Source organism: Microbacterium oryzae (assembly GCF_030406385.1).
GTDB classification, from domain to species: domain Bacteria; phylum Actinomycetota; class Actinomycetes; order Actinomycetales; family Microbacteriaceae; genus Microbacterium; species Microbacterium oryzae_A.
Genome location: NZ_JAUEPM010000010.1, coordinates 1 through 22,170 on the forward strand (window position 1 = coordinate 1; position 22,170 = coordinate 22,170).

General features: G+C 69.9%; 20 protein-coding genes and 1 pseudogene. 2 read left to right on the forward strand and 19 right to left on the reverse strand.

Annotated elements, in window-relative coordinates:
• Positions 1-132 precede the first annotated feature (132 nt).
• Positions 133-717: pseudogene (locus QWJ90_RS13140) on the forward strand (NAD(P)-dependent alcohol dehydrogenase); the annotation flags it as partial.
• A 90-nt stretch (positions 718-807) separates the two neighbouring features.
• Here the strand turns inward: QWJ90_RS13140 and ctaF are convergent.
• From ctaF to QWJ90_RS13165, 5 genes are all read right to left on the reverse strand, one after another.
• Positions 808-1,230, reverse strand: coding sequence for an aa3-type cytochrome oxidase subunit IV (gene ctaF / locus QWJ90_RS13145; protein ID WP_290108308.1), 423 nt, complete (start codon positions 1,228-1,230; stop codon positions 808-810).
• Positions 1,230-2,972: an aa3-type cytochrome oxidase subunit I gene (gene ctaD / locus QWJ90_RS13150; protein ID WP_290108309.1), complete on the reverse strand. Its 1,743-nt coding sequence runs from the start codon at positions 2,970-2,972 to the stop codon at positions 1,230-1,232. Before ctaD ends, ctaF begins: the two co-directional genes overlap by 1 nt.
• A gap of 2 nt (positions 2,973-2,974) precedes the next feature.
• A complete protein-coding gene (gene ctaC / locus QWJ90_RS13155; RefSeq protein ID WP_290108310.1) occupies positions 2,975-3,877 on the reverse strand; it encodes an aa3-type cytochrome oxidase subunit II in 903 nt (300 codons plus the stop codon).
• Positions 3,878-4,050: 173 nt separating this feature from the next.
• Positions 4,051-4,416 (reverse strand): iron-sulfur cluster insertion protein ErpA, encoded by a 366-nt coding sequence (gene erpA, locus QWJ90_RS13160; protein WP_156241666.1) that lies wholly within the window; start codon positions 4,414-4,416, stop codon positions 4,051-4,053.
• A gap of 101 nt (positions 4,417-4,517) precedes the next feature.
• The gene (locus tag QWJ90_RS13165) at positions 4,518-5,912 is read right to left on the reverse strand and encodes a dipeptidase (RefSeq protein WP_290108311.1); all 1,395 of its coding nucleotides are present in this window, start codon (positions 5,910-5,912) and stop codon (positions 4,518-4,520) included.
• Positions 5,913-5,959: 47 nt separating this feature from the next.
• On the opposite strand from QWJ90_RS13165, the gene QWJ90_RS13170 reads away from it, so the two are divergent.
• Positions 5,960-6,529: a DUF3043 domain-containing protein gene (locus tag QWJ90_RS13170; protein WP_290108312.1), complete on the forward strand. Its 570-nt coding sequence runs from the start codon at positions 5,960-5,962 to the stop codon at positions 6,527-6,529.
• Positions 6,530-6,604: 75 nt separating this feature from the next.
• Here QWJ90_RS13170 and QWJ90_RS13175 read toward each other — a convergent pair whose 3' ends face one another.
• The 14 genes from QWJ90_RS13175 to murC form a co-directional block, all read right to left on the reverse strand.
• Complete coding sequence (locus tag QWJ90_RS13175) at positions 6,605-7,636, reverse strand: quinone-dependent dihydroorotate dehydrogenase (RefSeq protein ID WP_290108313.1); 1,032 nt, start codon at positions 7,634-7,636, stop codon at positions 6,605-6,607.
• A 26-nt stretch (positions 7,637-7,662) separates the two neighbouring features.
• Positions 7,663-8,145, reverse strand: coding sequence for a transcriptional regulator NrdR (gene nrdR, locus QWJ90_RS13180; protein WP_156241670.1), 483 nt, complete (start codon positions 8,143-8,145; stop codon positions 7,663-7,665).
• 11 nt (positions 8,146-8,156) lie between these two features.
• On the reverse strand, positions 8,157-9,470 hold the full coding sequence (gene hisD, locus QWJ90_RS13185; RefSeq protein WP_290108314.1) for a histidinol dehydrogenase: 1,314 nt from the start codon (positions 9,468-9,470) through the stop codon (positions 8,157-8,159).
• A 50-nt stretch (positions 9,471-9,520) separates the two neighbouring features.
• The gene (locus QWJ90_RS13190; RefSeq protein WP_290108315.1) at positions 9,521-10,822 is read right to left on the reverse strand and encodes a hypothetical protein; all 1,302 of its coding nucleotides are present in this window, start codon (positions 10,820-10,822) and stop codon (positions 9,521-9,523) included.
• Positions 10,823-10,898: 76 nt separating this feature from the next.
• Entirely contained in the window at positions 10,899-14,411 is a 3,513-nt protein-coding gene (gene dnaE, locus QWJ90_RS13195) for a DNA polymerase III subunit alpha (protein WP_290108316.1), read from the reverse strand.
• A 44-nt stretch (positions 14,412-14,455) separates the two neighbouring features.
• Positions 14,456-15,379, reverse strand: a complete 924-nt coding sequence (locus QWJ90_RS13200) for an RluA family pseudouridine synthase (RefSeq protein WP_290108317.1) — start codon at positions 15,377-15,379, stop codon at positions 14,456-14,458.
• The gene (locus QWJ90_RS13205; RefSeq protein WP_290108319.1) at positions 15,376-15,951 is read right to left on the reverse strand and encodes a signal peptidase II; all 576 of its coding nucleotides are present in this window, start codon (positions 15,949-15,951) and stop codon (positions 15,376-15,378) included. The genes QWJ90_RS13200 and QWJ90_RS13205 overlap by 4 nt, the downstream gene beginning before the upstream one ends.
• 7 nt (positions 15,952-15,958) lie before the next feature.
• Positions 15,959-16,594, reverse strand: coding sequence for a DivIVA domain-containing protein (locus tag QWJ90_RS13210; RefSeq protein ID WP_290108320.1), 636 nt, complete (start codon positions 16,592-16,594; stop codon positions 15,959-15,961).
• A gap of 111 nt (positions 16,595-16,705) precedes the next feature.
• On the reverse strand, positions 16,706-17,008 hold the full coding sequence (locus tag QWJ90_RS13215) for a YggT family protein (protein WP_156241676.1): 303 nt from the start codon (positions 17,006-17,008) through the stop codon (positions 16,706-16,708).
• A gap of 37 nt (positions 17,009-17,045) precedes the next feature.
• Positions 17,046-17,540 (reverse strand): cell division protein SepF, encoded by a 495-nt coding sequence (locus QWJ90_RS13220; RefSeq protein ID WP_290108321.1) that lies wholly within the window; start codon positions 17,538-17,540, stop codon positions 17,046-17,048.
• Between the two features lie 38 nt (positions 17,541-17,578).
• Positions 17,579-18,262 (reverse strand): YggS family pyridoxal phosphate-dependent enzyme, encoded by a 684-nt coding sequence (locus tag QWJ90_RS13225; RefSeq protein WP_290108322.1) that lies wholly within the window; start codon positions 18,260-18,262, stop codon positions 17,579-17,581.
• A 3-nt stretch (positions 18,263-18,265) separates the two neighbouring features.
• Positions 18,266-19,441: a cell division protein FtsZ gene (gene ftsZ, locus QWJ90_RS13230; RefSeq protein WP_290108323.1), complete on the reverse strand. Its 1,176-nt coding sequence runs from the start codon at positions 19,439-19,441 to the stop codon at positions 18,266-18,268.
• A gap of 192 nt (positions 19,442-19,633) precedes the next feature.
• The gene (locus QWJ90_RS13235) at positions 19,634-20,728 is read right to left on the reverse strand and encodes an FtsQ-type POTRA domain-containing protein (RefSeq protein ID WP_290108324.1); all 1,095 of its coding nucleotides are present in this window, start codon (positions 20,726-20,728) and stop codon (positions 19,634-19,636) included.
• A gap of 5 nt (positions 20,729-20,733) precedes the next feature.
• Positions 20,734-22,137 carry a UDP-N-acetylmuramate--L-alanine ligase gene (gene murC / locus QWJ90_RS13240; RefSeq protein WP_290108325.1) on the reverse strand — a complete coding sequence of 468 codons (1,404 nt, stop codon included), beginning with the start codon at positions 22,135-22,137 and terminating at the stop codon, positions 20,734-20,736.
• Positions 22,138-22,170: the final 33 nt, after the last annotated feature.

Genomic DNA, 22,170 nt, shown 5'->3' on the forward strand with positions numbered 1-22,170 from the left:
GCCTTCGAGACGCCTTCCGCAGCGAGCCTGCGGATCAGAGCCCAGTCCTCCAAAGTGATCACTCTCCAATCGTTGAGTGTTCACTTTTCACGCGCCGCTACTGTCCAGTTTTCGAGCGCCGCCGACAAGGCCGCCGCTCCCCTGCTGTGTGCAGGCATCACGACCTACTCGCCGCTCGCCCACTGGCACGCCGGCCCCGGCAAGCGCGTCGCCGTCGTGGGCATGGGCGGGCTCGGCCACATGGCTGTGAAGATCGCAGCCGCGATGGGCGCGGAGGTCACCGTCCTGTCGCGCACGCTCGACAAGCGGGAGGACGCCCTGGCGTTCGGCGCTGCCGACCACTGCTCCACCTCGGACGACGCGACCTTCGACGCGCTCGCGAATCGGTTCGACCTCATCATCAACACCGTCAGCGCCCCGCTCCCGCTCGATCGGTACCTGTCGCTGCTGAGGCTCGATGGCACCATGGTGAACGTCGGAGCTCCGCCGGAGCCGCTCCCCATCACCGTGTTCACCCTGTTCGGCAACCGCCGCTCCTTCGCGGGCTCCAGCATCGGCTCCATCGCCGAGACGCAGGAGATGCTGGACTTCTGCGCCGACCACGGCATCGCCCCGGAGACGGAGCTCATCGCCGCCGCAGGCATCAACGAGGCGTACGAGCGCGTCCTCTCCAGCGACGTGCGCTACCGCTTCGTCATCGACACCGCGACCCTCTGACCGTGACCAGCGCTCGCGTCTGATCTCATCGCAGACAGAGAGAGGCCCCGATCCGCATTCCGGATCGGGGCCTCTCTCAGCGTCAGGCGCTCAGCGCGCGAAGTTGCCGCGGTAGTACTCGTACACCCAGCCGAAGAGGCCGACGACCAGCAGGCCGGCCGCCACGGGGATGAGGAAGTGCGCCGTCGCCAGCGCCACCATGCCGATGGCGACCGCACTGGCCAGGACGAGCGGCCACCAGGACCAGGGGCTGAACTCGCCCTGCTCGACCTCGCCGTCGTCGATGTCCGCGTCGAGCCGGTCCTCCGGAAGCTCCACGCCCTTCTGCCCGCGGAACACGAGCTGAACGTAGAACGCGATGAGCGCCGCCATGAAGGCCGAGAACAGCAGCGCCACGGTGCCGACCCACTCGATGGTGCCGTCGTACCAGGTCAGGCCCCACACCGCGTAGATCACTGCGGCGACCGAGAAGAACGCGCACAGGATCCACCAGAGCACGAAGTTGGACCGCATTACTTCACCTTCCCATCCGAGAGGTCGACGGCGGGCGCGTCAGGCGCGTCCTTCGCCGGTCCGATGCCCACCGGAAGGCCAGCCTCGGGGTGGTTCAGGTCGAAGGCCGGACGCTCGCTGCGGATGCGCGGGATCGACGTGAAGTTGTGTCGCGGGGGCGGGCACGACGTGGCCCACTCGAGCGAGCCGCCGTAGCCCCACGGGTCGTTGACCGTGATGGTCGGCGCCTTGCGGGCGGTGATCCACACGTTGAGGAAGAACGGCAGCAGCGAGGCGCCGAGGATGACCGCGCCGACCGTGGACAGCTGGTTGCCCCATGTCCATCCGTCGGCCTCGGAGTAGTCCGCGTAACGACGCACCATGCCGTCGACGCCCAGCCAGTGCTGGATGAGGAACGTCATGTGGAAGCCGATGAACAGCATCCAGAAGTGCACGTATCCCAGACGCTCGTTCAGCATCTTGCCCGTCCACTTGGGCCACCAGAAGTAGAACCCGGCGAACATCGCGAACACGACGGTGCCGAAGACGACGTAGTGGAAGTGCGCGACGACGAAGTACGAGTCGCTCAGGTGGAAGTCGAGCGGAGGAGACGACAGGATGACGCCGGTCAGGCCGCCGAAGACGAACGACACCAGGAAGCCCAGCGCGAACACCATCGGCGTCTCGAACGTCACGGAACCCCGCCAGAGGGTGCCGATCCAGTTGAAGATCTTCACACCGGTCGGGACCGCGATGAGCATCGTCATCAGCGCGAAGAACGGCAGCAGCACGGCGCCGGTCACGTACATGTGGTGAGCCCACACCGACACGGACAGCGCCGCGATCGCGATCGTCGCGTAGACGAGGGTCTTGTACCCGAAGATCGGCTTGCGGCTGAAGACCGGGAAGACCTCAGAGACGATGCCGAAGAACGGCAGCGCGATGATGTACACCTCGGGGTGCCCGAAGAACCAGAACAGGTGCTGCCACAGCAGCACGCCGCCGTTCTGCGGGTCGTAGATGTGCGAGCCGAAGATGCGGTCCGACGCGGCGCCGAACATGGCGGCGGCCAGCACGGGGAAGGCGATCAGGATGAGGAGGCTCGTGATGAGCGTGTTCCACGTGAAGATCGGCATGCGCCACATGGTCATGCCGGGCGCGCGCATCGTGATGATCGTCGTGATGAAGTTCACACCGCCGAAGATCGTGCCGAAGCCCGAGATGCCGAGACCCAGCATCCAGAGGTTTCCGCCGATGCCTGGCGTGAAGGACGCATTCGCCAGCGGCTGATAGGCAAACCATCCGAAGGAGGCCGCTCCCTGCGGGGTGAGGAAGCCGGCGACGGCGATGAGCGAGCCGAACGTGAACAGCCAGAAGGCGAACGCGTTCAGACGCGGGAACGCGACGTCGGGTGCGCCGATCTGCAGCGGCAGCAGCGCGTTGGCGAAGCCGGCGAAGAGCGGCGTCGCGAACATCAGCAGCATCACGGTGCCGTGCATCGTGAACAGCTGGTTGTACTGCTCCTTCGTCGGGACGATCTGCATCCCGGGAGCGAAGAGCTCCGCGCGGATGATGAGCGCCATGACGCCGCCCAGGCAGAAGAAGAGCATGGAGACGATCAGGTACATGTACCCGATGGTCTTGTGGTCAGTGGAGGTGATCCACTTGACGACGATGTTGCCCTTCTGCTCCACACGGGAGCCGCTCAGCAGAGCAGCTTGCCGCGGGGGCAGCGTAGTCGGGCGGTCCGTGACGGTCGCCATGATCAGTGCTCCTCTTCGTCGGGGTTGCCCACGGGCCCCGTGCCGGGGTTGTTCGTGAGGCGGTCGTAGACGTTCTTGATGTTCCCCGTCTGCCCCTTGGCCTCGAGCTCGTCGAGGTACGCCTCGTACTCGGCTTCGCTGACGACCTTGACGTTGAAGAGCATCATCGAGTGGTACTCGCCGCAGAGCTCGGCGCACTTGCCGGCGTACTCGCCCTCGCGGGTCGGGATGAAGGACCAGGCGTTCTCATGCCCGGGGTACATGTCCTTCTTGTACAGGAAGTCGATGATCCAGAACGAGTGCTGGACGTCGCGCGACTCGAGGTCGATCGTCACGCGCTTGTCGACCGGCAGGACGAGCGTGGGGAGCTCGTCCTGGTTGATGTTCCCCGCCTCATCGGCCTGAGCGTGGACGCCCATGGTCCAGACGGCGTCGGAGCCGTCTTCTTCCTCGCCGTTGTACTGGAAGTCCCACGACCACTGCTTGGCGATCGCGGTGATGGTCACGTCGGGGTCCTCGTGCTGGTCCTCGATGATCGCCTGGTCGCGCGCCGTGAAGGCGAACAGACCCAGGACGAGGATGAGCGGCGTCGCCGTGAAGAAGATCTCGATCGGCATGTTGTAGCGCAGCTGGACGGGCAGACCGGTCTGACCCTTGCGACGGCGATAGGCGATCATCGCCCAGAGCATCAGGCCCCAGGTGACGATGCCGACGACGAGCGCAGCGACCCACGAGCCGACCCAGAGCGACGAGATGATGGGCGCCTGGTCGGTGGTGGCCGTCCCGGACTCATCAAACCCCGGAAGGTATCCGTGCAGTTCCGTGGGCGAGCACCCTGCGATAGCGACGGCTGCCGCAGCGATCACGGGGATCGCGGCCCAGCGGAGATGGCGTTTCGACGGCACGAACTCACCTTTCGAACGTGGATAGGGCATCTGCAAGTCTACGGCAATCGCACACGCGATTCTGGCCAAGCTCGCAGGGCGCGCCGCGGCGACGGCGGCGCTTCGGACATGCGAAAGCCCCGCTCCGGTGAGGCGCGGGGCTCTCGCTGACGTGCTCGACGCGAGCGGATGGCTCAGTGGAAGCTGTCTCCGCAGGCGCAGGAACCCGAGGCGTTCGGGTTGTCGATCGTGAAGCCCTGCTCCGAGATCGTGTCCTTGAAGTCGATCTGCGCGCCGTCGAGGTACGGGACGCTCATGTTGTCGACGATGACCTCGACGCCGTCGAAGTCGACGGTCTCGTCGCCCTCGAGGTAGCGCTCGTCGAAGTAGAGCTGGTAGATGAGGCCCGAGCAGCCACCCGGCTGAACGGCGACGCGAAGGCGGAGGTCGTCGCGACCCTCCTGTTCGAGCAGGCTCTTCACCTTCGCGGCTGCGGCATCGCTGAGGCTCACGCCGTGAGCGCGCGTGGCGGCATCGGCCGCAAGTGTCGTGTCTGTCATGACGCTCCTTCGAGGACTGCCGCGCGCAGGCGGCGGGTTCTCTCCATGGTAACGCGGCGCGCTGGGAGCGGGGCGGCGGACGCCCCACCCCCAGCGCCGTCTCAGACGGTGCGCTCGTTCGCGCGCGCGAGCAGCAGCGTCTCGGCGAGAATCGCGTGCCGGAACGTGTCGAGGTGCAGCGACTCGTTCGGACTGTGAGCCCGAGAGTGCGGGTCCTCCACGCCGGTGACGAGGATCTGCGCATCGGGGTAGCGCTCGACGAGGTCGGCGATGAACGGGATCGACCCGCCCACGCCGTAGTCGACGGCGTCACGGCCATAGCCGTCGCGCATGGCTCCCCGCGCGGTCTCCACCGCCCATCCGCTCGTGTCGACGAGGAAGCCGTTGCCGAGGTCGACGTCGCTGAAGCTCAGCTGCGCGCCGAACGGGGCGCGTGCGCGGAGGTGGCGCTCCATGGCGTCGTAGGCGTCCTGCGCGCTCTGCCCGGGGGCGACGCGCGCGCTCACGACGACGGTGACCTCGGAGGAGAGGGTGTTGGACGCGGCGGCGACGCCGGTGAAGTCGATGCCGGTGACGGTGATCGACGGCTTGTTCCAGATGCGCGACAGGATGGTGCCGCCTCCGATGGGGGTGACGCCCGGGAGCAGGCCGGTCTCACTGCGCAGGGTGTTCTCGTCGTAGGCCGGCGTCTCGCTGTCGCGCTCGGCGAGGCCCTCGACGGCGACAGCGCCCTCGTCGTCCCACAGGGTGGCGAGCAGCTTGACCGTGGCCAGCATGGCGTCGGGCACCGCGCCGCCGAACATCCCCGAGTGCGACGCGTGGTCGAGCGTGCGCACGGTGAGGTGGAACTTCGCGTTGCCGCGCAGCGAGACCGTGACGGCGGGCGTCTCGCTGTCCCAGTTGCCCGAATCGGCCACGACGATGACGTCGGAGCGCATCGCCTCCGCGTTGTCGGCGAGGAACTGCGTGAACGAGCGCGAGCCGAACTCCTCCTCGCCCTCGATGAAGAGCACGACGCCGAGATCGAGGTCGTCGCCGTAGGTCTCGCGCAGCGCGCGGAGCGAGGCGATGTGCGCCATGACGCCGGCCTTGTCGTCGGCGGCGCCGCGCCCGTAGAGGCGCCCGTCGCGCACGGTCGGCTCGAAGGGGGGCGTCTCCCACAGGGCCTCGTCGCCGGGAGGCTGCACATCGTGGTGCGCGTACAGCATCACGGTCGGCTTGCCGTTGCGGGCCGCGCGCGTGGCGAGGATGCCGGGCTGCCCCTGCTCCCCCGTCTCCGGGATGGCGGCGGTGCGGATGGCGACCTCGTCGAAGACGCCGGTCTCCTCCGCGAGGCGCGCGATCTCGCGCGCGCTGCGCTGCAGCTGCTCCTGATCGAAGGCGGGCCACGCGATGCCCGGGATCCGCACGAGGCGGCCGAGATCCGCGAGGGCCGAGGGGATGCCTCCTTCCGCGGCTTCGACGAGCTGGGGTTCCGCAGAAAGCTGGGAGGTCATGCCGGTAATCTTAGGTAATCCCGCGACGAGACTTCCGAGGTTCCCTCATGGCCAAGACACCTTCCGCCGAGAACAATGCGTCATCGACGACGCCCCCTGCCGGGAAAGGACGCCCCACCCCGACCCGTGCCGAGCGCGAGGCGGCGAACCGGCGCCCCCTCGTTCCCGCGACCAAGGAGGCCCGCCAGGCCGCCAGGGCCGACCTGCGCGCGCGCCAGGAGCGCGCTCGCATCGGCATGGCCAACGGCGAGGAGAAGTACCTCCCGGTGCGCGACAAGGGCCCGCAGAAGAAGTTCGCCCGCGACTTCACCGACGCCGGCTGGCACCTGGGCGAGTTCCTCATGCCGATGATGGTGCTCGTCATCGTCGCGACCTTCATCCCGCTCGCCGCGACCCAGTTCTGGTCGTTCATCGTGCTGTGGATCTTCATCCTCTTCGCCGTGGGCGACATGTTCATCCTGTCGCGTCGCGTGAAGACGCTCGCGGCCGAGAAGTTCGGCGGCAAGGACAAGCTCGAGAAGGGCCTGGGCTGGTACGCGGCCATGCGCTCGGTGCAGATGCGCTTCATGCGCCTGCCCAAGCCGCAGGTCAAGCGCGGCCACTACCCCGCCGCCTGACCCCCGCGCATCGCAGGAAGCCCCGGAGCCCATGGCTCCGGGGCTTCCTGCGTACGACGCGGACGTGCTCCCTGGTCAGCGCTTCGCTCGCAGGGCCCGCAGATCGCGGTTGATGCGGCGCGCCCAGAACGGCCCCTCGTAGATGAAGCCGCTGTAGCCCTGCACGAGCGTGGCGCCGGCGTCGAGGCGCTCCTGCACCTCGGCCGCGGTCTCCACCCCGCCCACGGAGATCACGCAGAAGCCCGGGTCCGCGACGGCGGCGCGCACCACCCGCAGCACCTCGAGCGAGCGCGCTTTCAGCGGCGCCCCCGAGAGGCCGCCGTCGCCCGCCCGGATGATCGCGACCGGGTCGGCGGTGAGGCCGTCGCGCGCGATGGTCGTGTTCGTGGCGACGAGCCCGGCGAGCCCGAGCTCGCGCGCGAGTCGCGCGATGCCGTCGATCTCCTCGTCGGGCAGGTCCGGGGCGATCTTCACGAGCAGCGGAGTGTCGCCCGCCGCGGCTCTGACGGCGGACAGCAGCGGACGCAGCGTCTCGGCGGCCTGCAGCCCGCGGAGCCCCGGTGTGTTCGGCGAGGAGACGTTGACGGCGAGGTAGTCGGCGAGCGGGCTCAGCATCCGCGCGCTGGCGACGTAGTCGGCGGTCGCGTCGGCGACGTCCACGATGCGGCTCTTGCCGATGTTCACTCCGACGACCGCTCCCCCGCGGCGCAGGCGCGCGAGGCGCTTCGCGGCGGCCGCGGCGCCGTGGTTGTTGAACCCCATGCGGTTGACGAGCGCCCGATCGGCGACGAGGCGGAACAGGCGCGGCTTCGGGTTGCCGGGCTGCGGGATGGCCGTGAGCGTGCCGACCTCGACATGTCCGAACCCGAGGGCGTCGAGCCCGCGCACGGCGACCGCGTTCTTGTCGAACCCGGCCGCGACTCCGAACGGCGTCGGGAACTCGTGGCCGAGCGCGTGCACCCGCAGTTCGGGCGCTGGACGCGTGAGGGCGCGCGCGGCCCAGGAGAGGGGGCGGATGCCCATGGCCCGGATCACGGGCATGGCCAGGTGGTGCGCCGTCTCGGGATCGAAGCGCGAGAGGACGTGCGTGAAGAGGAGGGGATACATCCCCGCCAGGGTATCGGGTGGCGCCGTCAGTTCGCCGTGGCGGCGTCCGCCCGACCGCGCAGCGCGTGGTCAGCACGCAGGTCGGCGATCGCGCTCTCGAAGTCCTCGAGGGAGTCGAACGCCTGGTAGACGCTCGCGAAGCGCAGGTAGGCGACCTCGTCGAGCTCGCGGAGCGGACCGAGGATGGCCAGGCCGATGTCGTTCGCGTCGATCTGGCTGAGTCCGGTCTGCCGCAGCGACTCCTCGACCTTCTGCGCGAGGATCGCGAGGTCCGCGTCGGTCACCGGGCGTCCCTGGCACGCCTTGCGCACGCCCAGCACGACCTTCTCGCGGCTGAAGGGCTCGACCGCGCCGGAGCGCTTGATGACGTTGAGGCTCGCGGTCTCGACAGTGGAGAACCGTCCGCCGCACTGCGGGCACTGCCGGCGTCGCCGGATGGAGAGGCCGTCGTCGCTCGTGCGGGAGTCGATGACGCGGGAGTCGCCGTGGCGGCAGAACGGACAGTGCATGAGGCGCCAGCCTACTCGGCCGCGTCCGAGAACCGGGCGGTGATCGCCTCGCCGTGCGCGGGGAGGGCCTCCGCATCCGCCAGCGCGACGATGGCGTCGGCGACCTCGGCCAGCCCATCCCGGTCGTACTCGATGACCTGCTGCGGCCGCAGGAAGGTGTGCGCGCCGAGGCCCGACGCGTACCGCGCCTGTCCCCCGGTCGGGAGGACGTGGTTGGAGCCCGCGAGGTAGTCGCCGAGGCTGACCGGCGCGTATCCGCCCACGAAGATCGCCCCGGCGCTCGTGTAGCGCGCTGCCGCCTCGGCGGCGTCGGCGAGGTGCAGCTCGAGGTGCTCGGGCGCGTAGGCGTTGCTGAACGCCTCTGCGGTGGCCGAGTCGTCGACGAGGACGACGGCCGACTGCTCCCCCGCGAGCGCCGTTGCGACGCGGTCGGCGTGCCGCGTGAGGGGCTGGATGCGCTGCAGCTCGGCCGTCACCGCGTCGGCGAGCGGCGCCGACGTGGTGACGAGCACGGCCGACGCCTGCTCGTCGTGCTCGGCCTGGCTGACGAGGTCGTAGGCGATCAGGCGAGGGTCGGCCGACTCGTCGGCGACGATGAGGATCTCGGTCGCGCCGGCCTCGGCGTCGGTCCCGACGAAACCGGCCACGGCGCGCTTGGCGGCGGCGACGAAGTTGTTGCCGGGCCCCGAGACCACGTCGACGGGGTCGAGGCCGAGCGACGCGACGCCCGATGCGAGCGCGCCGATGGCGCCGGCACCGCCCATGGCGTAGACCTCGTCGATGCCGAGGAGCCCGGCGACGGCCAGGATCGTGGGGTGCACGCGCCCGGCCTGGTCGGCCTGCGGCGGCGACGCGAGCGCGATGCGCGAGACGCCCGCAACCTGTGCGGGGACGACGTTCATGACGACGCTGGAGGGGTAGACCGCCTTGCCGCCCGGGATGTAGACGCCCGCACGGGTGACCGGCTGCCACCGCTGGAGGACGCGGGCGCCGGATCCGATGCGCGTCTCGCGAGCCGGCGGCACCTGGGCGGCCGAGGCCGCGCGCACACGCTGGATGGCCTGCTCGAGCGCGACGCGCACGCGCGGGTCGAGGCCCGCGACCGCTTCCACGATGTGAGCGGCGGGCACGCGCACTTCGTGCCCGGTGACGCCGTCGAACCGCTCGGCCTGTTCGCGCAGGGAGTCCTCCCCGCGGCGGCGGACGTCGGCGACGATCTCGGCAGCCACGGAGGCGGCCGTCTGCAGCGCCTCGGCGGCGCGGGGGACGACGGCCAGGAGCTCGGCCGTGCTGAGCCTGCGGCCGCGGAGGTCGATAGTGCGCATAGGACGATTATCCCGCGGTCTTCGGGCGCCGAAGACCGCGGGAGCGACGCTCAGCCCCGCGTGACGCCGGAGACGTCGTGCAGGTAGCCGACGCGGCCGTCGTCGTCCCGCACGACGTAGACCTCGCCACGGTCCTCCAGCACGAGCGCCCAGGCGGTGGGGCCGATGCGGAAGAGCGGCGCGCCGGTCTCGTCGACGACGTCGCGCTCCTCGGGCACGAGCGCCCAGAACGGCTGGTTCGCGGGGGCGGGCTGAGCGGCCTGCTGAGCGACGGACGGCTGAGCAGCGCCGTGCCCGTCCGCGCCCTGCTCCATCAGGCGCGAGAGGTCGTCGACGTCGCCGTGCTCGGGCGCCGGTGCGGGCTGCTCGGCATCGGGCTCCGGCACGTGCAGTCCGGCGACCTCCTGCGACGCGGACGCGGCGAGGTAGGGGTTCACGGTCTGACTCTCCGCCTGGTCCCCGGGCGCGGTGCCCGCCGGCTGGTCGCCGTACGGCTGCTGGCCGTACGGCTGCTGGCCGTAGGGCTGCGACTGCCCGTACGCCTGCTGCTGACCATAGGGCTGCTGCGCGTGCGGTTGCCCGTGGGCCTGCTGCTGGCCGTACGACTGCGGCTGACCGAACTGCTGCGGCTGACCGTACGGCTGGCCGAAGGGCTGCTGCCCGTGCGGCGCGGGCTGGCCGTACGGCTGCTCCCCGGGCTGCGCTCCCGGCTGCTGGCCGAAGTGCTGCTGCTGGCCGTAGGGCTGGCCGACGAACTGGCCGGGCGTCCAGCCGGCGGTGGCCGGGCGGGGCTCGTGGCGGATCGGCCGGGCGACGCGCGCCGCGGGGTGCGCGACGCGCTCGGGGCGGCCCTCGAAGTCCTCGCGGAACGGCGGCACGAACGGCGCGACGACCGTGAAGAACACGCCGGCGAGCATGAGCAGCGTCTCGAGCCACGGCACCCATGTGAGGAAGGACTCCCCGCCCTGGGCTCCCCAGGCGAGGCGGCCGATCCACGTCACCGCGCCGACGGAGAACGCGACCGAGGCGAACTGGTCGATGCTCAGCGAGCCGACGCGCGTGATCGCCGATGGCGCCACCCGCCGCAGCAGGATGAGCAGCGCTGCCGCCACCGGCACCAGCGCCGCGAGCACCCAGTCCAGCCCGACCGCCCAGATCGGATGGAACGAGAAGTGCACGATCGAGAAGAACGACGTCAGCAGCGCCACGCCGCCGATGATGACGAGGATGAGCTCACGGGCCGAGAACGGTCCGACGCCCTTCTGCGGACTGCCGTCGCCCTCGTTCGGCTCCGGCAGCGCGTGCGCGGCCGGCTCCGACTCCGGCGTATGTCCGGGGTACTGCTCGCTCACCCTGATTCCTTCCGTCGATGAGGCTCGATCTTAGTGGCCGAGCCGATGCGCCCGCCGCCTTCGGTCATCCGCCCCATCAGGCGATGCACTGCGGGCCGAGAAGCGCCTTCAGATCTCCGAACAGCTCCGCCGTGATCGACACGGGAAGCGGCACCTCGAACACCTTCGCCGTGCGGCCGCGATGCATCTTCAGCCGCACCTCGGTCTCACCGCGATGACGGCGCAGCATGTCGGCGAGGTCCTCGACGACGCGCTCGGTCGCCCGCTGCTCCGGGAGGAGCAGCGTCAGCGGACCGGACACCTCGAGCGACCCCACGTCGGGCACGAACGCCATCTGCGCGTGCAGGTTCAGCCCGTCGTCGCGCCGCGAGACGCGACCGCGCACCGCGAGGACCGAGTCCTGCTGCAGGATCGGCTGGAACTCGACGTACGTCTTGCCCATGAACATGACGGTGACCTCGCCGTCGAAGTCCTCGATCGTGATCATGCCGTACGGGTTGCCGCTCGACTTCGCCACGCGGTGCTGCGCGCTCGTGACGAGCCCCGCGACGGTGACCTGGTCGCCATCCTGCAGGTCCTCGGAGGCGAGCAGGTCGCTGATCGTGATCGAGCGGTGCTTCGCCAGCGGCACCTCGAGCCCGGCGAGCGGATGGTCGGAGACGTAGAGGCCGAGCATCTCGCGTTCGAAGGCGAGCTTGTCCTTCTTCGTCCACTCCGGGCGCTCGGGCACCTTCTGCACCGCCTCGGGCTCGTCCCACAGGCTGTCGAAGTCGAAGCCGATGGCGCCGCCCGCGGCGTTGCGCTTGTCGGTGACGGCGGATTCGACGGCCTGCTCGTGGATCTCCAGCAGCGCGCGGCGCGTCGATCCCATCGTGTCGAAGGCACCCGCCTTGATGAGCGACTCGACGGTGCGCTTGTTCGCCACATGCATGGGCACGCGGCGGAGGAAGTCGTGGAAGTCGGAGTACGCACCCTCTGCGCGCGCCGAGATGATGCCGTCGACGACGTTGGAGCCGACGTTCCGAATGGCGCCCAGGCCGAAGCGGATGTCGTCGCCGACGGCCGCGAAGAAGCCGATCGACTCCGAGACGTCCGGCGGCAGCACGTGGATGCCCATTCGACGGCATTCGTTGAGGTACATCGCGAGCTTGTCGCGGGAGTCCCCGACGCTCGTGAGCACGGCCGCCATGTACTCGGCGGGATAGTGCGCCTTGAGGTACGCGGTCCAGTACGACACGACGCCGTATGCGGCGGAGTGCGCTTTATTGAACGCGTAGTCCGAGAAGGGCAGCAGGATGTCCCACAGCGCCTTGATGGCACCCTCGCCGAAGCCGCGCTCCTTCATGCCGCCGGCGAAGCCCTCGTACTGCTTGTCGAGCTCGGACTTCTTCTTCTTGCCCATCGCCCGGCGGAGGATGTCGGCCTGGCCGAGGCTGAAGCCGGCCACCTTCTGGGCGATGGCCATCACCTGCTCCTGGTAGATGATGAGGCCGTAGCTGGTGTCGAGGATGTCGCGCAGCGGCTCCTCGAGCTCCGGATGGATGGGCGTGATCTCCTGCAGGCCGTTCTTCCGCAGTGCGTAGTTCGTGTGCGAGTTCGCGCCCATGGGGCCCGGACGGTACAGCGCGATGACGGCGGAGATGTCCTCGAAGTTGTCGGGCTTCATGAGGCGCAGCAGCGACCGCATCGGCCCGCCGTCGAGCTGGAAGACGCCGAGGGTGTCGCCGCGGGAGAGGAGGTCGTAGGCGCCGCGGTCGTCGAGGGGCAGGTGCTCGAGGTCGAGCTCCTCACCCCGGTTCGTCCGGATGTTGTCGAGCGCGTCCGACAGGATGGTCAGGTTCCGCAGCCCGAGGAAGTCCATCTTGATGAGACCCAGTGACTCGCACGCCGGGTAGTCGAACTGCGTGACGATCTGGCCATCCTGCTCGCGGCGCATGATCGGGATGATGTCGATGAGCGGCTCGCTCGACATGATCACGCCCGCCGCGTGCACGCCCCACTGGCGCTTCAGCCCCTCGAGGCCCACCGCGCGGTCGAAGACGGTGCGCGCCTCCGGGTCGGTCTCGATGACCGTCCGGAACTCGCTCGCCTCCTTGTACCGGGGGTGCTCGGGGTTGAACATGCCGTCGAGCGGCATGTCCTTGCCCATCACCGCCGGCGGCATCGCCTTCGTGAGGCGCTCGCCCATGCTGAACGGGAAGCCGAGGACGCGGCCGGCGTCCTTCAGGGCCTGCTTGGACTTGATCGTGCCGTATGTGACGATCTGCGCGACGCGCTCGGAGCCGTACTTCGCGGTGACGTAGTCGATGACCTCACCACGGCGACGGTCGTCGAAGTCGACGTCGAAGTCGGGCATCGAGACGCGGTCGGGGTTGAGGAAGCGCTCGAAGATGAGACCGTGCTCGAGCGGGTCGAGGTCGGTGATGCGCATGGCATACGCGGCCATCGATCCCGCACCCGAGCCGCGACCCGGACCCACGCGGATGCCGTTGTCCTTGGCCCAGTTGATGAAGTCGGCGACGACGAGGAAGTACCCCGGGAAGCCCATCTGGGTGATGATGCCGATCTCGTACTCGGCCTGCTTGCGGGAGGCGTCGGGGATGCCGTTCGGGTACCGGTAGTGGAGCCCCTTCTCCACTTCCTTGACGAACCAGCTCTCCTCGGTCTCGCCATCGGGGACCGGGAAGCGCGGCATGTAGTTCGCCGAGGTGTTGAACTCGACCTCGCAGCGCTCGGCGATGAGGAGGGTGTTGTCGCACGCCTCCGGATGATCGCGGAACAGCTGGCGCATCTCCTGCGCGGTCTTGATGTAGTACCCGTCGCCGTCGAACTTGAAGCGGTTCGGGTCGTCGAGGGTCGAACCGGACTGCACGCAGAGGAGCGCGGCGTGCGCGTCGGCCTCGTGCTGGTGCGTGTAGTGCGAGTCGTTCGTGGCGACCAGCGGGATGCCGAGGTCCTTCGACAGCCGCAGGAGGTCGGTCATGACCCGGCGCTCGATGGAGAGACCGTGGTCCATGATCTCGGCGAAGTAGTTCTCCTTGCCGAAGATGTCCTGGAACTCCGCGGCCGCCGCGCGTGCGGCGTCGTACTGCCCGAGACGCAGGCGGGTCTGGATCTCGCCCGACGGGCATCCGGTCGTCGCGATGAGGCCCTTGCCGTACGTCTGCAGCAGCTCGCGGTCCATGCGCGGCTTGAAGTAGTAGCCCTCCATGCTCGAGCGCGAGCTCAGCCGGAACAGGTTGTGCATGCCCTGAGTGGTCTCGCTCCACATGGTCATGTGGGTGTACGCGCCGGAGCCCGAGACGTCGTCGCTCTTCTGATCGGGTGAGCCCCACTGCACGCGCGACTTGTCGCTGCGGTGCGTGCCGGGTGTGACGTAGGCCTCGAGCCCGATGATCGGCTTGACGCCGGACGCCTTCGCGGCCTTGTAGAACTCGTACGCCGCGAACGTGTTGCCGTGGTCGGTCACCGCGATCGCCGGCATGGCGTAGTCCGCGGCGGCCTGCGTCATCGCGGAGAGCTTCGCCGCCCCGTCGAGCATCGAGTACTCGCTGTGCACGTGCAGGTGGACGAAGGAGTCAGACGGCATGCTCCGAGTCTACGAGCCGCCCCCGACGGAGCGCTGGACGCCCGCTACTCGTCGCGGAGCACGTCCAGCGCGTGCTGCAGGTCCGCCGGGTAGTGCGACGTGAACTGCACCCACTCCCCCGACCCGGGGTGGGCGAACGCGAGCTCGTGCGCGTGCAGCCACTGCCGCGTCAGGCCGAGCCGAGCCGAGAGCGTGGGGTCGCCGCCGTAGAGCGGATCCCCGACGCAGGGATGGCGGTGGGCCGCCATGTGCACGCGGATCTGATGCGTGCGGCCGGTCTCGAGATGGATCTCGAGGAGCGACGCCCCGCGGAACGCCTCGATGGTCTCGTAGTGCGTCACGGAATCCTTGCCGTCGGGGACGACGGCGAACTTCCACGAGTGGTTCGGATGGCGGCCGATCGGCGCGTCGATCGTCCCGCTGAGCGGGTCGGGATGGCCCTGGACCATCGCGTGATAGATCTTGTCGACCGTGCGCTCCTTGAACGCGCGCTTGAGCATCGTGTAGGCGCGCTCGGTCTTCGCCACGACCATGAGCCCGCTCGTGCCGACGTCGAGGCGGTGCACGATGCCCTGCCGTTCGGCGGCGCCGGTCGTCGCCACCCGCACGCCCGCCGCCAGCAGGGCGCCGAGCACGGTCGGCCCCTCCCACCCCACGGAGGGGTGCGCGGCGACCCCGGAGGGCTTGTCGACGACGACGATGTCGTCGTCCTGGTGCACGATGCCGAGGTCGGGCACCTCGACGGGGATGACCCTGGGGTCCTCCTTCGGCTGCCACTCCACGTCCAGCCAGGAGCCCGCGGAGAGGCGGTCGGACTTGCCGACGACGACGCCGTCGAGCTCGACGCCGCCGGCCTCGGCGACCTCCGCTGCGAAGGTGCGGGAGAACCCGAGCATCTTCGCGAGCGCGGCGTCGACGCGGACGCCCTCCAGGCCATCCGGGATGGGAAGGCGTCGAGACTGGCTCATGCGCTGGGCTCCGCACCCGATGCATCGGCGTCGGTCGTCTCGCGGGTGCGCTCGCGCGTGCCGTCGAAGCGGATGCCGATGAGCGTCAGCGCCGCGACCGAGATCATCATCGTGACGATGAACATGTCGGCGACGTTGTAGATCGCCGGGGTGGTCCAGAACCACATCCACGGCGTGAGGATGAAGTCGACGACGTGCCCGACCGCGAAGCCCGGGTCGCGGAACACGCGGTCGACGAGGTTGCCCAGCACGCCGCCGAGGAGGAGCCCCAGCACGACCGCCCACGCTCGCGAGCGGATGCGGGTGACCGCCAGCCAGACGATGATCGCCGCCACGATCCCCATCGCCAGCGTGAAGATCCAGGTGATGCCCTCCCCGAGGGAGAACGCCGCCCCCGGGTTGTAGACGAGATGCCACTGGAGGAGGTCGCCGAGCACCGGCTGGGTCGTGCCCGGGGTGAGGCTCTCGATGGCGAGGTGCTTGGACAACTGATCGGCGGCCAGCACCACGGCCGCGAGGATCGCGATCGTGGTGCCGGCCGCCGCAGCACGCAGAGGGGGTCGGCCCGACAAGACGGGCTTACAGACCGATGGCCGAGACCGGCGTCGAGCTCGCGGTCGTGGCCGACGAGTCGAGGTCCTTCAGCTTGGTCTCGAAGTAGGTGCGCAGCTGCTGACGGTAGTCGCGCTCGAACTGGCGCAGCTCCGTGATGCGGCTCTCGAGCGTCTTGCGCTCGGTGTCGAGCTTGGTCGTGATCTCGCGCTGCTTCGCCTCGGCGTCGGAGACGATCTGGTTCGCCTTCGCCTGCGCCTCGGAGACGAGCTGCTCGGCCTGGGCCTGGCCCTCGGCGACGTGCTCATCGTGCAGACGCTGCGCGCGCTCGATGATGCTCGCAGCGCTGCTCGCGGTGGAGGAGACGCCGGAAGCGGCCGGTGCCTCCTGCACGGGAGCCTGCTCGACCTGAGCCTGCTCGGGAGCGGCCTCGGCGGCGGGCGCCTCAGGCGCCTCCTCGACGGGAGCCTCGGCAGCGGGAGCGGCGTCGCCAGACTCGTACTGCGCCAGCTGAGCCTTCAGCTGCTCGTTCTCCTCGATGGTCTTGCGCCACTCGACGACGATCTCATCCAGGAAGTCGTCGACCTCGTCCGGGTCGAAGCCCTCCTTGAACCGGACGTGCTGGAACTGCTTGGTGACGACGTCATCCGGGGTCAATGCCATGGTTTTGGCTCCTCTTTCGATGAGTACTCGGTCGGCGGCCGGCACCGGACCCGCCACGTTTCCGTGACTGACAGCATAACCGCCCCCACGGCGGGGGCCGTCATCGGGTGGTCAGACGAGCGCGAGCGTCCGCGTGACCGACAGCAGGATGAAGCAGATCAGCATCGTGAGCGCGAACGCGAAGTCGATGGCGATCCCGCCCACGCGAAGCGGCGGGATGACCTTGCGGAACATCCGGATCGGCGGGTCGGTCAGCGTGTACACGACCTCCGCGAGCACCAGGACCGCGCCCTTCGGCCGCCACTCCCGGTTGAACATCGGGATGTACTCGAGCACGAGGCGCGCGAAGAGCACGAAGATGTACAGCAGGAGGACGAAGTTCAGGATCGAGGCGATCAGGGCGAACACGCTCACAGCGACCGATCCCGCTCGGCGAGTCCGTGCGCGAGCGTCACGACTGCGCGAAGGACGCCGACTCGATGTCGGCGTGGGCGATGGCGCCGTCGCCCGAGACGGCGATGTTCTCCGGCGACAGCAGGAACACCTTGCTCGTGACGCGCTCGATGCGGCCGTACAGCCCCAGCGACAGACCGCTCGCGAAGTCGATGAGGCGGCGCGCGTCGGCGTCGCTCATCTGCGAGAGGTTGATGATCACGGGGATGCCGTCGCGGAAGTGCTCGGCGATCGTCTGCGCGTCGCGGTACTGCTTGGGGTGGACGGTGACGATCTCGTTGACCGCGCCGGAGGCCGGCTGGCGCACCACGGCGGGGCGTCGCAGCGGGGTGACCGGTGCGGGAGCTGCATCTTCGATGAGCTTCTCCTCTCGGTGGGGACGCTCTTCGCGAGCGATGCGGTCTTCGCGGGGCTGGGCCGAGGCTTCTTCCTCGTACTCTTCCTCGTCGGCGAGGCCGAGGTAGACCATCGTCTTCTTGAGCGGGTTCGCCATGGCGTCCGTCCTCCGTTGTGTTCGCGTCTTGTCCGAGGCTAGACCCGCGCTGGGCGCGGACCGGTGATTGCGGAGCCGATCCGCAGGTGTGTCGCGCCGCAGGCGATCGCCTCGACGAGATCCGCCGACATGCCGGCGGAGATCCAGGTGGCGGCGGGCTCGACGGCCCGCACGAGCTCGGCGTACCCGGCCAATCGCGCGAACGCCGAAGCCGGCGACTCGTCGAGCGGCGCGACCGCCATCACGCCCTTCAGCGCGAGGGTGGGCGCCGCCGCGACCCGCTCGGCGAGGGCGGTCAGGCCATCCGGCGCGACGCCGCCGCGGGCGGGGTCGTCGGTGAGGTTCACCTGCACGAGCACGTCGAGCGCGGCGTCCCCCGGCTCGGACGCCGCGTCGAGCGCGTCGACGAGCCGCTCCCGATCGACCGAGTGGACGGCCGCGGCCGCGCGCCGCACCGAGCGCGCCTTCTTCGTCTGCAGCTGGCCGATGAAGTGCCAGCGGAGCTCGAGCTCGGACAGCTCCTCCGACTTGGCGACGAGCTCCTGCTGCCGGTTCTCCCCGACGTCCACGACGCCGAGGCTGTGGAGCTCGCGGACGAGCGAGGCCGGATGGAACTTCGTCACGACGATGCGCGTGATGTCCTGCGCATCGCGCCCCGCCGAGCGCGCAGCGTCCGCGATGCGAGCGTCGACGGCCGCCAGCCGCTCGGCGAGGGCGCTCATCGCCTACTTCAGGAAGTCGGGGATGTCGAGGTCGTCATCGCCGAACGCCGAGTCGAACCCGCTCGTGTCAGGCAGGACCGGGTTCGAGACGGCCACCGACACCGGCTCGCGCTCTGCCTTGGCGGGCTCGGCTGCGGGCTTCTCCTCCGCGCGCACGACGTGCGGCAGCGAGGCCGGCTTGTGCGGCTCGGCGCGCCCGTTGAACGCGGGAACCTCCACGCGCGGCTGCGGCTCGCCGCTGTCGAAGCCGGCCGCGATCACCGTGACGCGGACCTCGTCGCCGAGGGTGTCGTCGATGACCGTGCCGAAGATGATGTTCGCCTCCGGGTGCGCGGCTTCCTTGACGAGCTGCGCGGCGTCGTTGATCTCGAAGATGCCGAGGTTCGAACCGCCCTGGATGGACAGCAGCACGCCGTGCGCGCCCTCGATCGACGCCTCCAGGAGGGGCGACTCGACGGCCAGCTCGGCCGCCTTGATCGCCCGATCGGCACCGCGCGCGGAGCCGATGCCCATGAGGGCCGAGCCCGCACCCTGCATCACCGACTTGACGTCGGCGAAGTCGAGGTTGATGAGACCCGGCGTCGTGATGAGGTCGGTGATGCCCTGCACACCGGCGAGCAGCACCTGGTCGGCCGTGGCGAAGGCCTCCACCATCGAGATGCCCCGGTCGCTGATCTCCAGCAGACGGTCGTTCGGGACGACGATCAGGGTGTCGACCTCTTCCTTCAGCGTCGCGACGCCGAGCTCGGCCTGGTTCTGACGACGGCGCCCCTCGAAGGAGAAGGGCTTCGTCACGACGCCGATGGTCAGGGCGCCGATCGACTTCGCGATGCGCGCCACGACGGGCGCGCCGCCCGTGCCCGTGCCGCCGCCCTCGCCTGCGGTGACGAACACCATGTCGGCGCCCGCGAGCGCCTGCTCGATCTCCTCCGCGTGATCCTCCGCCGCGCGCCGCCCGACCTCGGGGTCCGCGCCCGCGCCGAGTCCGCGCGTGAGCTCGCGTCCGACGTCGAGCTTGACGTCGGCGTCGCTCATCAGCAGCGCCTGCGCATCGGTGTTGACCGCGATGAACTCGACGCCGCGAAGCCCGAGTTCGATCATGCGGTTCACCGCGTTGACGCCACCGCCGCCGACGCCGACGACCTTGATCACGGCGAGGTAGTTCTGGTTCTGGCTCATGCCGGCCTCCGTATCGACCTCAAGCTTCACCGGGACTCAACCCTCAGGTTCAGGTAGAGGGTTAAAGTATTGCCCGGTATGTATTTCTTCCGTGCACGACGCTACGTGGACGCGGCGCGGGACCCGGCAATGGACGCGGGCGTGTCGGAACAATTTCCGCGAATGACGATCTCCCGCGATGCGGCGCCGCGGTCAGCGCACGATGATCGTGTCGGGCGCCGACACGTCGTACACGGTGGCGTCGGCCGCGAGCGCGCCGCCGAGCGCCTTCTGCAGGACCAGCGCCTTGTACGGCGAGCGGTCCGCACTCCCCCAGATCACCTGCGGACCGTCTTCGCCGAGCAGGAGGGAGACGTCCTCCGCAGTGGTCGCCGTCGCCGAGGTCACGCTCGAGCGGAGCTCGTCCGGCAGGGCGCGCAGCACCTCGCCCACCGCGAGGAAGGCCTCCGACGTCGTGCCCCCGTCGACCTCGATGAGCGGCAGTCCTCCCGGACGCTCGCCCGCGGTCGTCAGGGCGACGCCGGCGGCGTCGACGGTGGTGAAGCCCGCGTCCGATTGGAGCACTCCGACGGGCGTCCGCTCCACGATCCGCACGACGAGGTCGTGCGGCGGGTGCGCCTCGATCGCGTAGCTCTGCACGAGGGGGAACCCGACGAGCGCGGCCTTCACGGCGCTGTCGTCGACGAGCGGCAGGGGCTTGCCCATCTGGTCCCCGAGCGCAGAGGCCACCGCGTCCGCATCGAGGAGCTCGGTGCCCTCGACGCTGATCTCCTCGACGGCGAAGAGCGGGCTGTACGCGGCGCCCACGCTCCCGACGACGAGCACGAGGACTGATCCCAGCGCGATCGTCCAGCCCAGTCGGCGCCGACGCGCGCGCGCCGTGAAGCGCCGCACCTCCGCGCGCAGCACCCGGCGGCGCGCGCGGGCGGCGCGCCAGACGCCCGCCCAGCCCACAGGCTCGCCGGAGGCCTCGTCCGGGTCGTCGGCGCCGCCATCCGCGGTCTCGCTCGCGACCAGAGCGGCGTCGGCGCGCGGCTCGGCAGGGCGCAGCGCGACGATCGGCGCGGTGTCGGTGTGGTCGTCGGCTGCGCGGCCTTCGGACGCAGGGCGCTCGGGAGCCGCGGGGTCGGGAGCGGCGCGGTCAGGTGCGATCGGCGCCTCCGCCGGGGCGCGCTCGATGCCCAGCCGCTCCATCGCGGCGCGGCGCTCGGCGAGCTGCCGCTCCTCATCCGCGGCGGAGGGCGCCTCCGCGCGCGAGGAGGGCGGGAGGGGACCCGGCCGCCGCATGATGCTCAGTCCGCTGCGCCGGCGCTCGCGAGCGAGCCGAGCACCTGCGGGATGATCCGGTACACGTCGCCGCAGCCGAGGGTGATGACATAGTCCCCCTCGCGCGCGACCGAGGCCGTGTAGTCGGCGGCCTGCTGCCAGTCCGCGACGAAATGCACGTGCGACGGGTCGGCGAACGCACCGCTGACGAGCTCCCCGGTGACGCCGGGGATCGGGTCCTCGCGCGCGCCGTAGACGTCGAGCACGACGGTGTGGTCGGCGTGCTCCTCGAGCACGCGGGCGAACTCGCCCGCCATGAGCTGCGTCCGCGAGTAGGTGTGCGGCTGGTGGAGGGCGATGATGCGCCCCTCGCCCACGACCGTCCGCGCGGCGGCGAGGGCGGCGGCGACCTCCGTGGGGTGGTGCGCGTAGTCGTCGTAGACGCTGACGCCGCGCTCGACGCCGTGCAGCTCGAAGCGGCGCACCGTGCCGCCGAACGACTCGACCGCGCGCACGGCGGGCTCGAGCCCGTAGCCGAGCTGCAGCAGCACCGCCACCGCGCCGGCGGCGTTGATCGCGTTGTGGCGGCCGGGCACGGCGAGCCGACCCGAGACGCGCTCGACGCCGCGGACGAGGGTGAAGCCCACCGGCCCGCTCGCGTCGATGTCGACGACCCGCACGTCGGCGCTCTCGGCCTCGCCGAAGGTCACGACGTTCTCGTGCGCGAGGCGAGCGGTGACGCGTCGTGCACCGGGGTCGTCGGAGGAGATGACGACGGCCTCGCGGGCCTCGTCGGCGAAGCGCACGAACGCGTCGTCGAACGCCTCGTGCGAGCCGTAGTGGTCGAGGTGGTCGGCGTCGACGTTCGTGATGAGCGCCACGGACGTGTCATACAGCAGGAAGGTGCCGTCGGACTCGTCGGCTTCGACGACGAAGAGGTCATCGCTCCCCACGCCGCTCGACGCGCCCAGCTGCTGGATGACGCCGCCGTTGACGTAGCTCGGGTCGGCGCCGATGGCCGCCAGGGCCGTGACGATCATGCCCGTCGAGGTCGTCTTGCCGTGGGCGCCGGCGACCGAGACCAGCCGGCGTCCGCCGATGAGGTGGTGGAGCGCCTGCGAGCGGTGGATGACGGCGAGACCGCGCTCCTTCGCCGCGAGGAACTCGGGGTTCTCGGGCCAGATCGCGCCGGTGTAGACCACGGTGTCGACGTCGCCGAGGTTCGCCGCGTCGTGCCCGATGTGCACGGTGGCGCCGAGTGCCTCGAGGTCGCGGGTGTTCTGGCTCTCCGCGCGGTCGGATCCGGAGACCGGGATGCCGGCCGCGAGGAACATGCGGGCGAGCCCCGAGATGCCGGAGCCGCCGATGCCGATGAAGTGCACGGCGTCGATGTGCTCGGGGATGGGGACGGTGAGGTCGGGCTTGATCATGGCCCGTCGAGTCTAAGCCGCCGCCCTGGCATC

Coding starts and splice junctions, on each gene's coding strand:
- erpA (WP_156241666.1), bottom strand. CDS start 4,416: ATGACAGACACGACACTTGCGGCCGATGCCGCCACGCGCGCTCACGGC.
- QWJ90_RS13170 (WP_290108312.1), top strand. CDS start 5,960: ATGGCCAAGACACCTTCCGCCGAGAACAATGCGTCATCGACGACGCCC.
- ftsZ (WP_290108323.1), bottom strand. CDS start 19,441: ATGAGCCAGAACCAGAACTACCTCGCCGTGATCAAGGTCGTCGGCGTC.
- dnaE (WP_290108316.1), bottom strand. CDS start 14,411: ATGCCGTCTGACTCCTTCGTCCACCTGCACGTGCACAGCGAGTACTCG.
- murC (WP_290108325.1), bottom strand. CDS start 22,137: ATGATCAAGCCCGACCTCACCGTCCCCATCCCCGAGCACATCGACGCC.
- QWJ90_RS13165 (WP_290108311.1), bottom strand. CDS start 5,912: ATGACCTCCCAGCTTTCTGCGGAACCCCAGCTCGTCGAAGCCGCGGAA.
- ctaF (WP_290108308.1), bottom strand. CDS start 1,230: ATGCGGTCCAACTTCGTGCTCTGGTGGATCCTGTGCGCGTTCTTCTCG.
- nrdR (WP_156241670.1), bottom strand. CDS start 8,145: ATGCACTGTCCGTTCTGCCGCCACGGCGACTCCCGCGTCATCGACTCC.
- QWJ90_RS13175 (WP_290108313.1), bottom strand. CDS start 7,636: ATGTATCCCCTCCTCTTCACGCACGTCCTCTCGCGCTTCGATCCCGAG.
- QWJ90_RS13225 (WP_290108322.1), bottom strand. CDS start 18,262: ATGAGCGCCCTCGCCGAGCGGCTGGCGGCCGTCGACGCTCGCATCGCG.
- QWJ90_RS13200 (WP_290108317.1), bottom strand. CDS start 15,379: ATGAGCCAGTCTCGACGCCTTCCCATCCCGGATGGCCTGGAGGGCGTC.
- QWJ90_RS13210 (WP_290108320.1), bottom strand. CDS start 16,594: ATGGCATTGACCCCGGATGACGTCGTCACCAAGCAGTTCCAGCACGTC.
- QWJ90_RS13220 (WP_290108321.1), bottom strand. CDS start 17,540: ATGGCGAACCCGCTCAAGAAGACGATGGTCTACCTCGGCCTCGCCGAC.
- QWJ90_RS13235 (WP_290108324.1), bottom strand. CDS start 20,728: ATGCGGCGGCCGGGTCCCCTCCCGCCCTCCTCGCGCGCGGAGGCGCCC.
- hisD (WP_290108314.1), bottom strand. CDS start 9,470: ATGCGCACTATCGACCTCCGCGGCCGCAGGCTCAGCACGGCCGAGCTC.
- ctaD (WP_290108309.1), bottom strand. CDS start 2,972: ATGGCGACCGTCACGGACCGCCCGACTACGCTGCCCCCGCGGCAAGCT.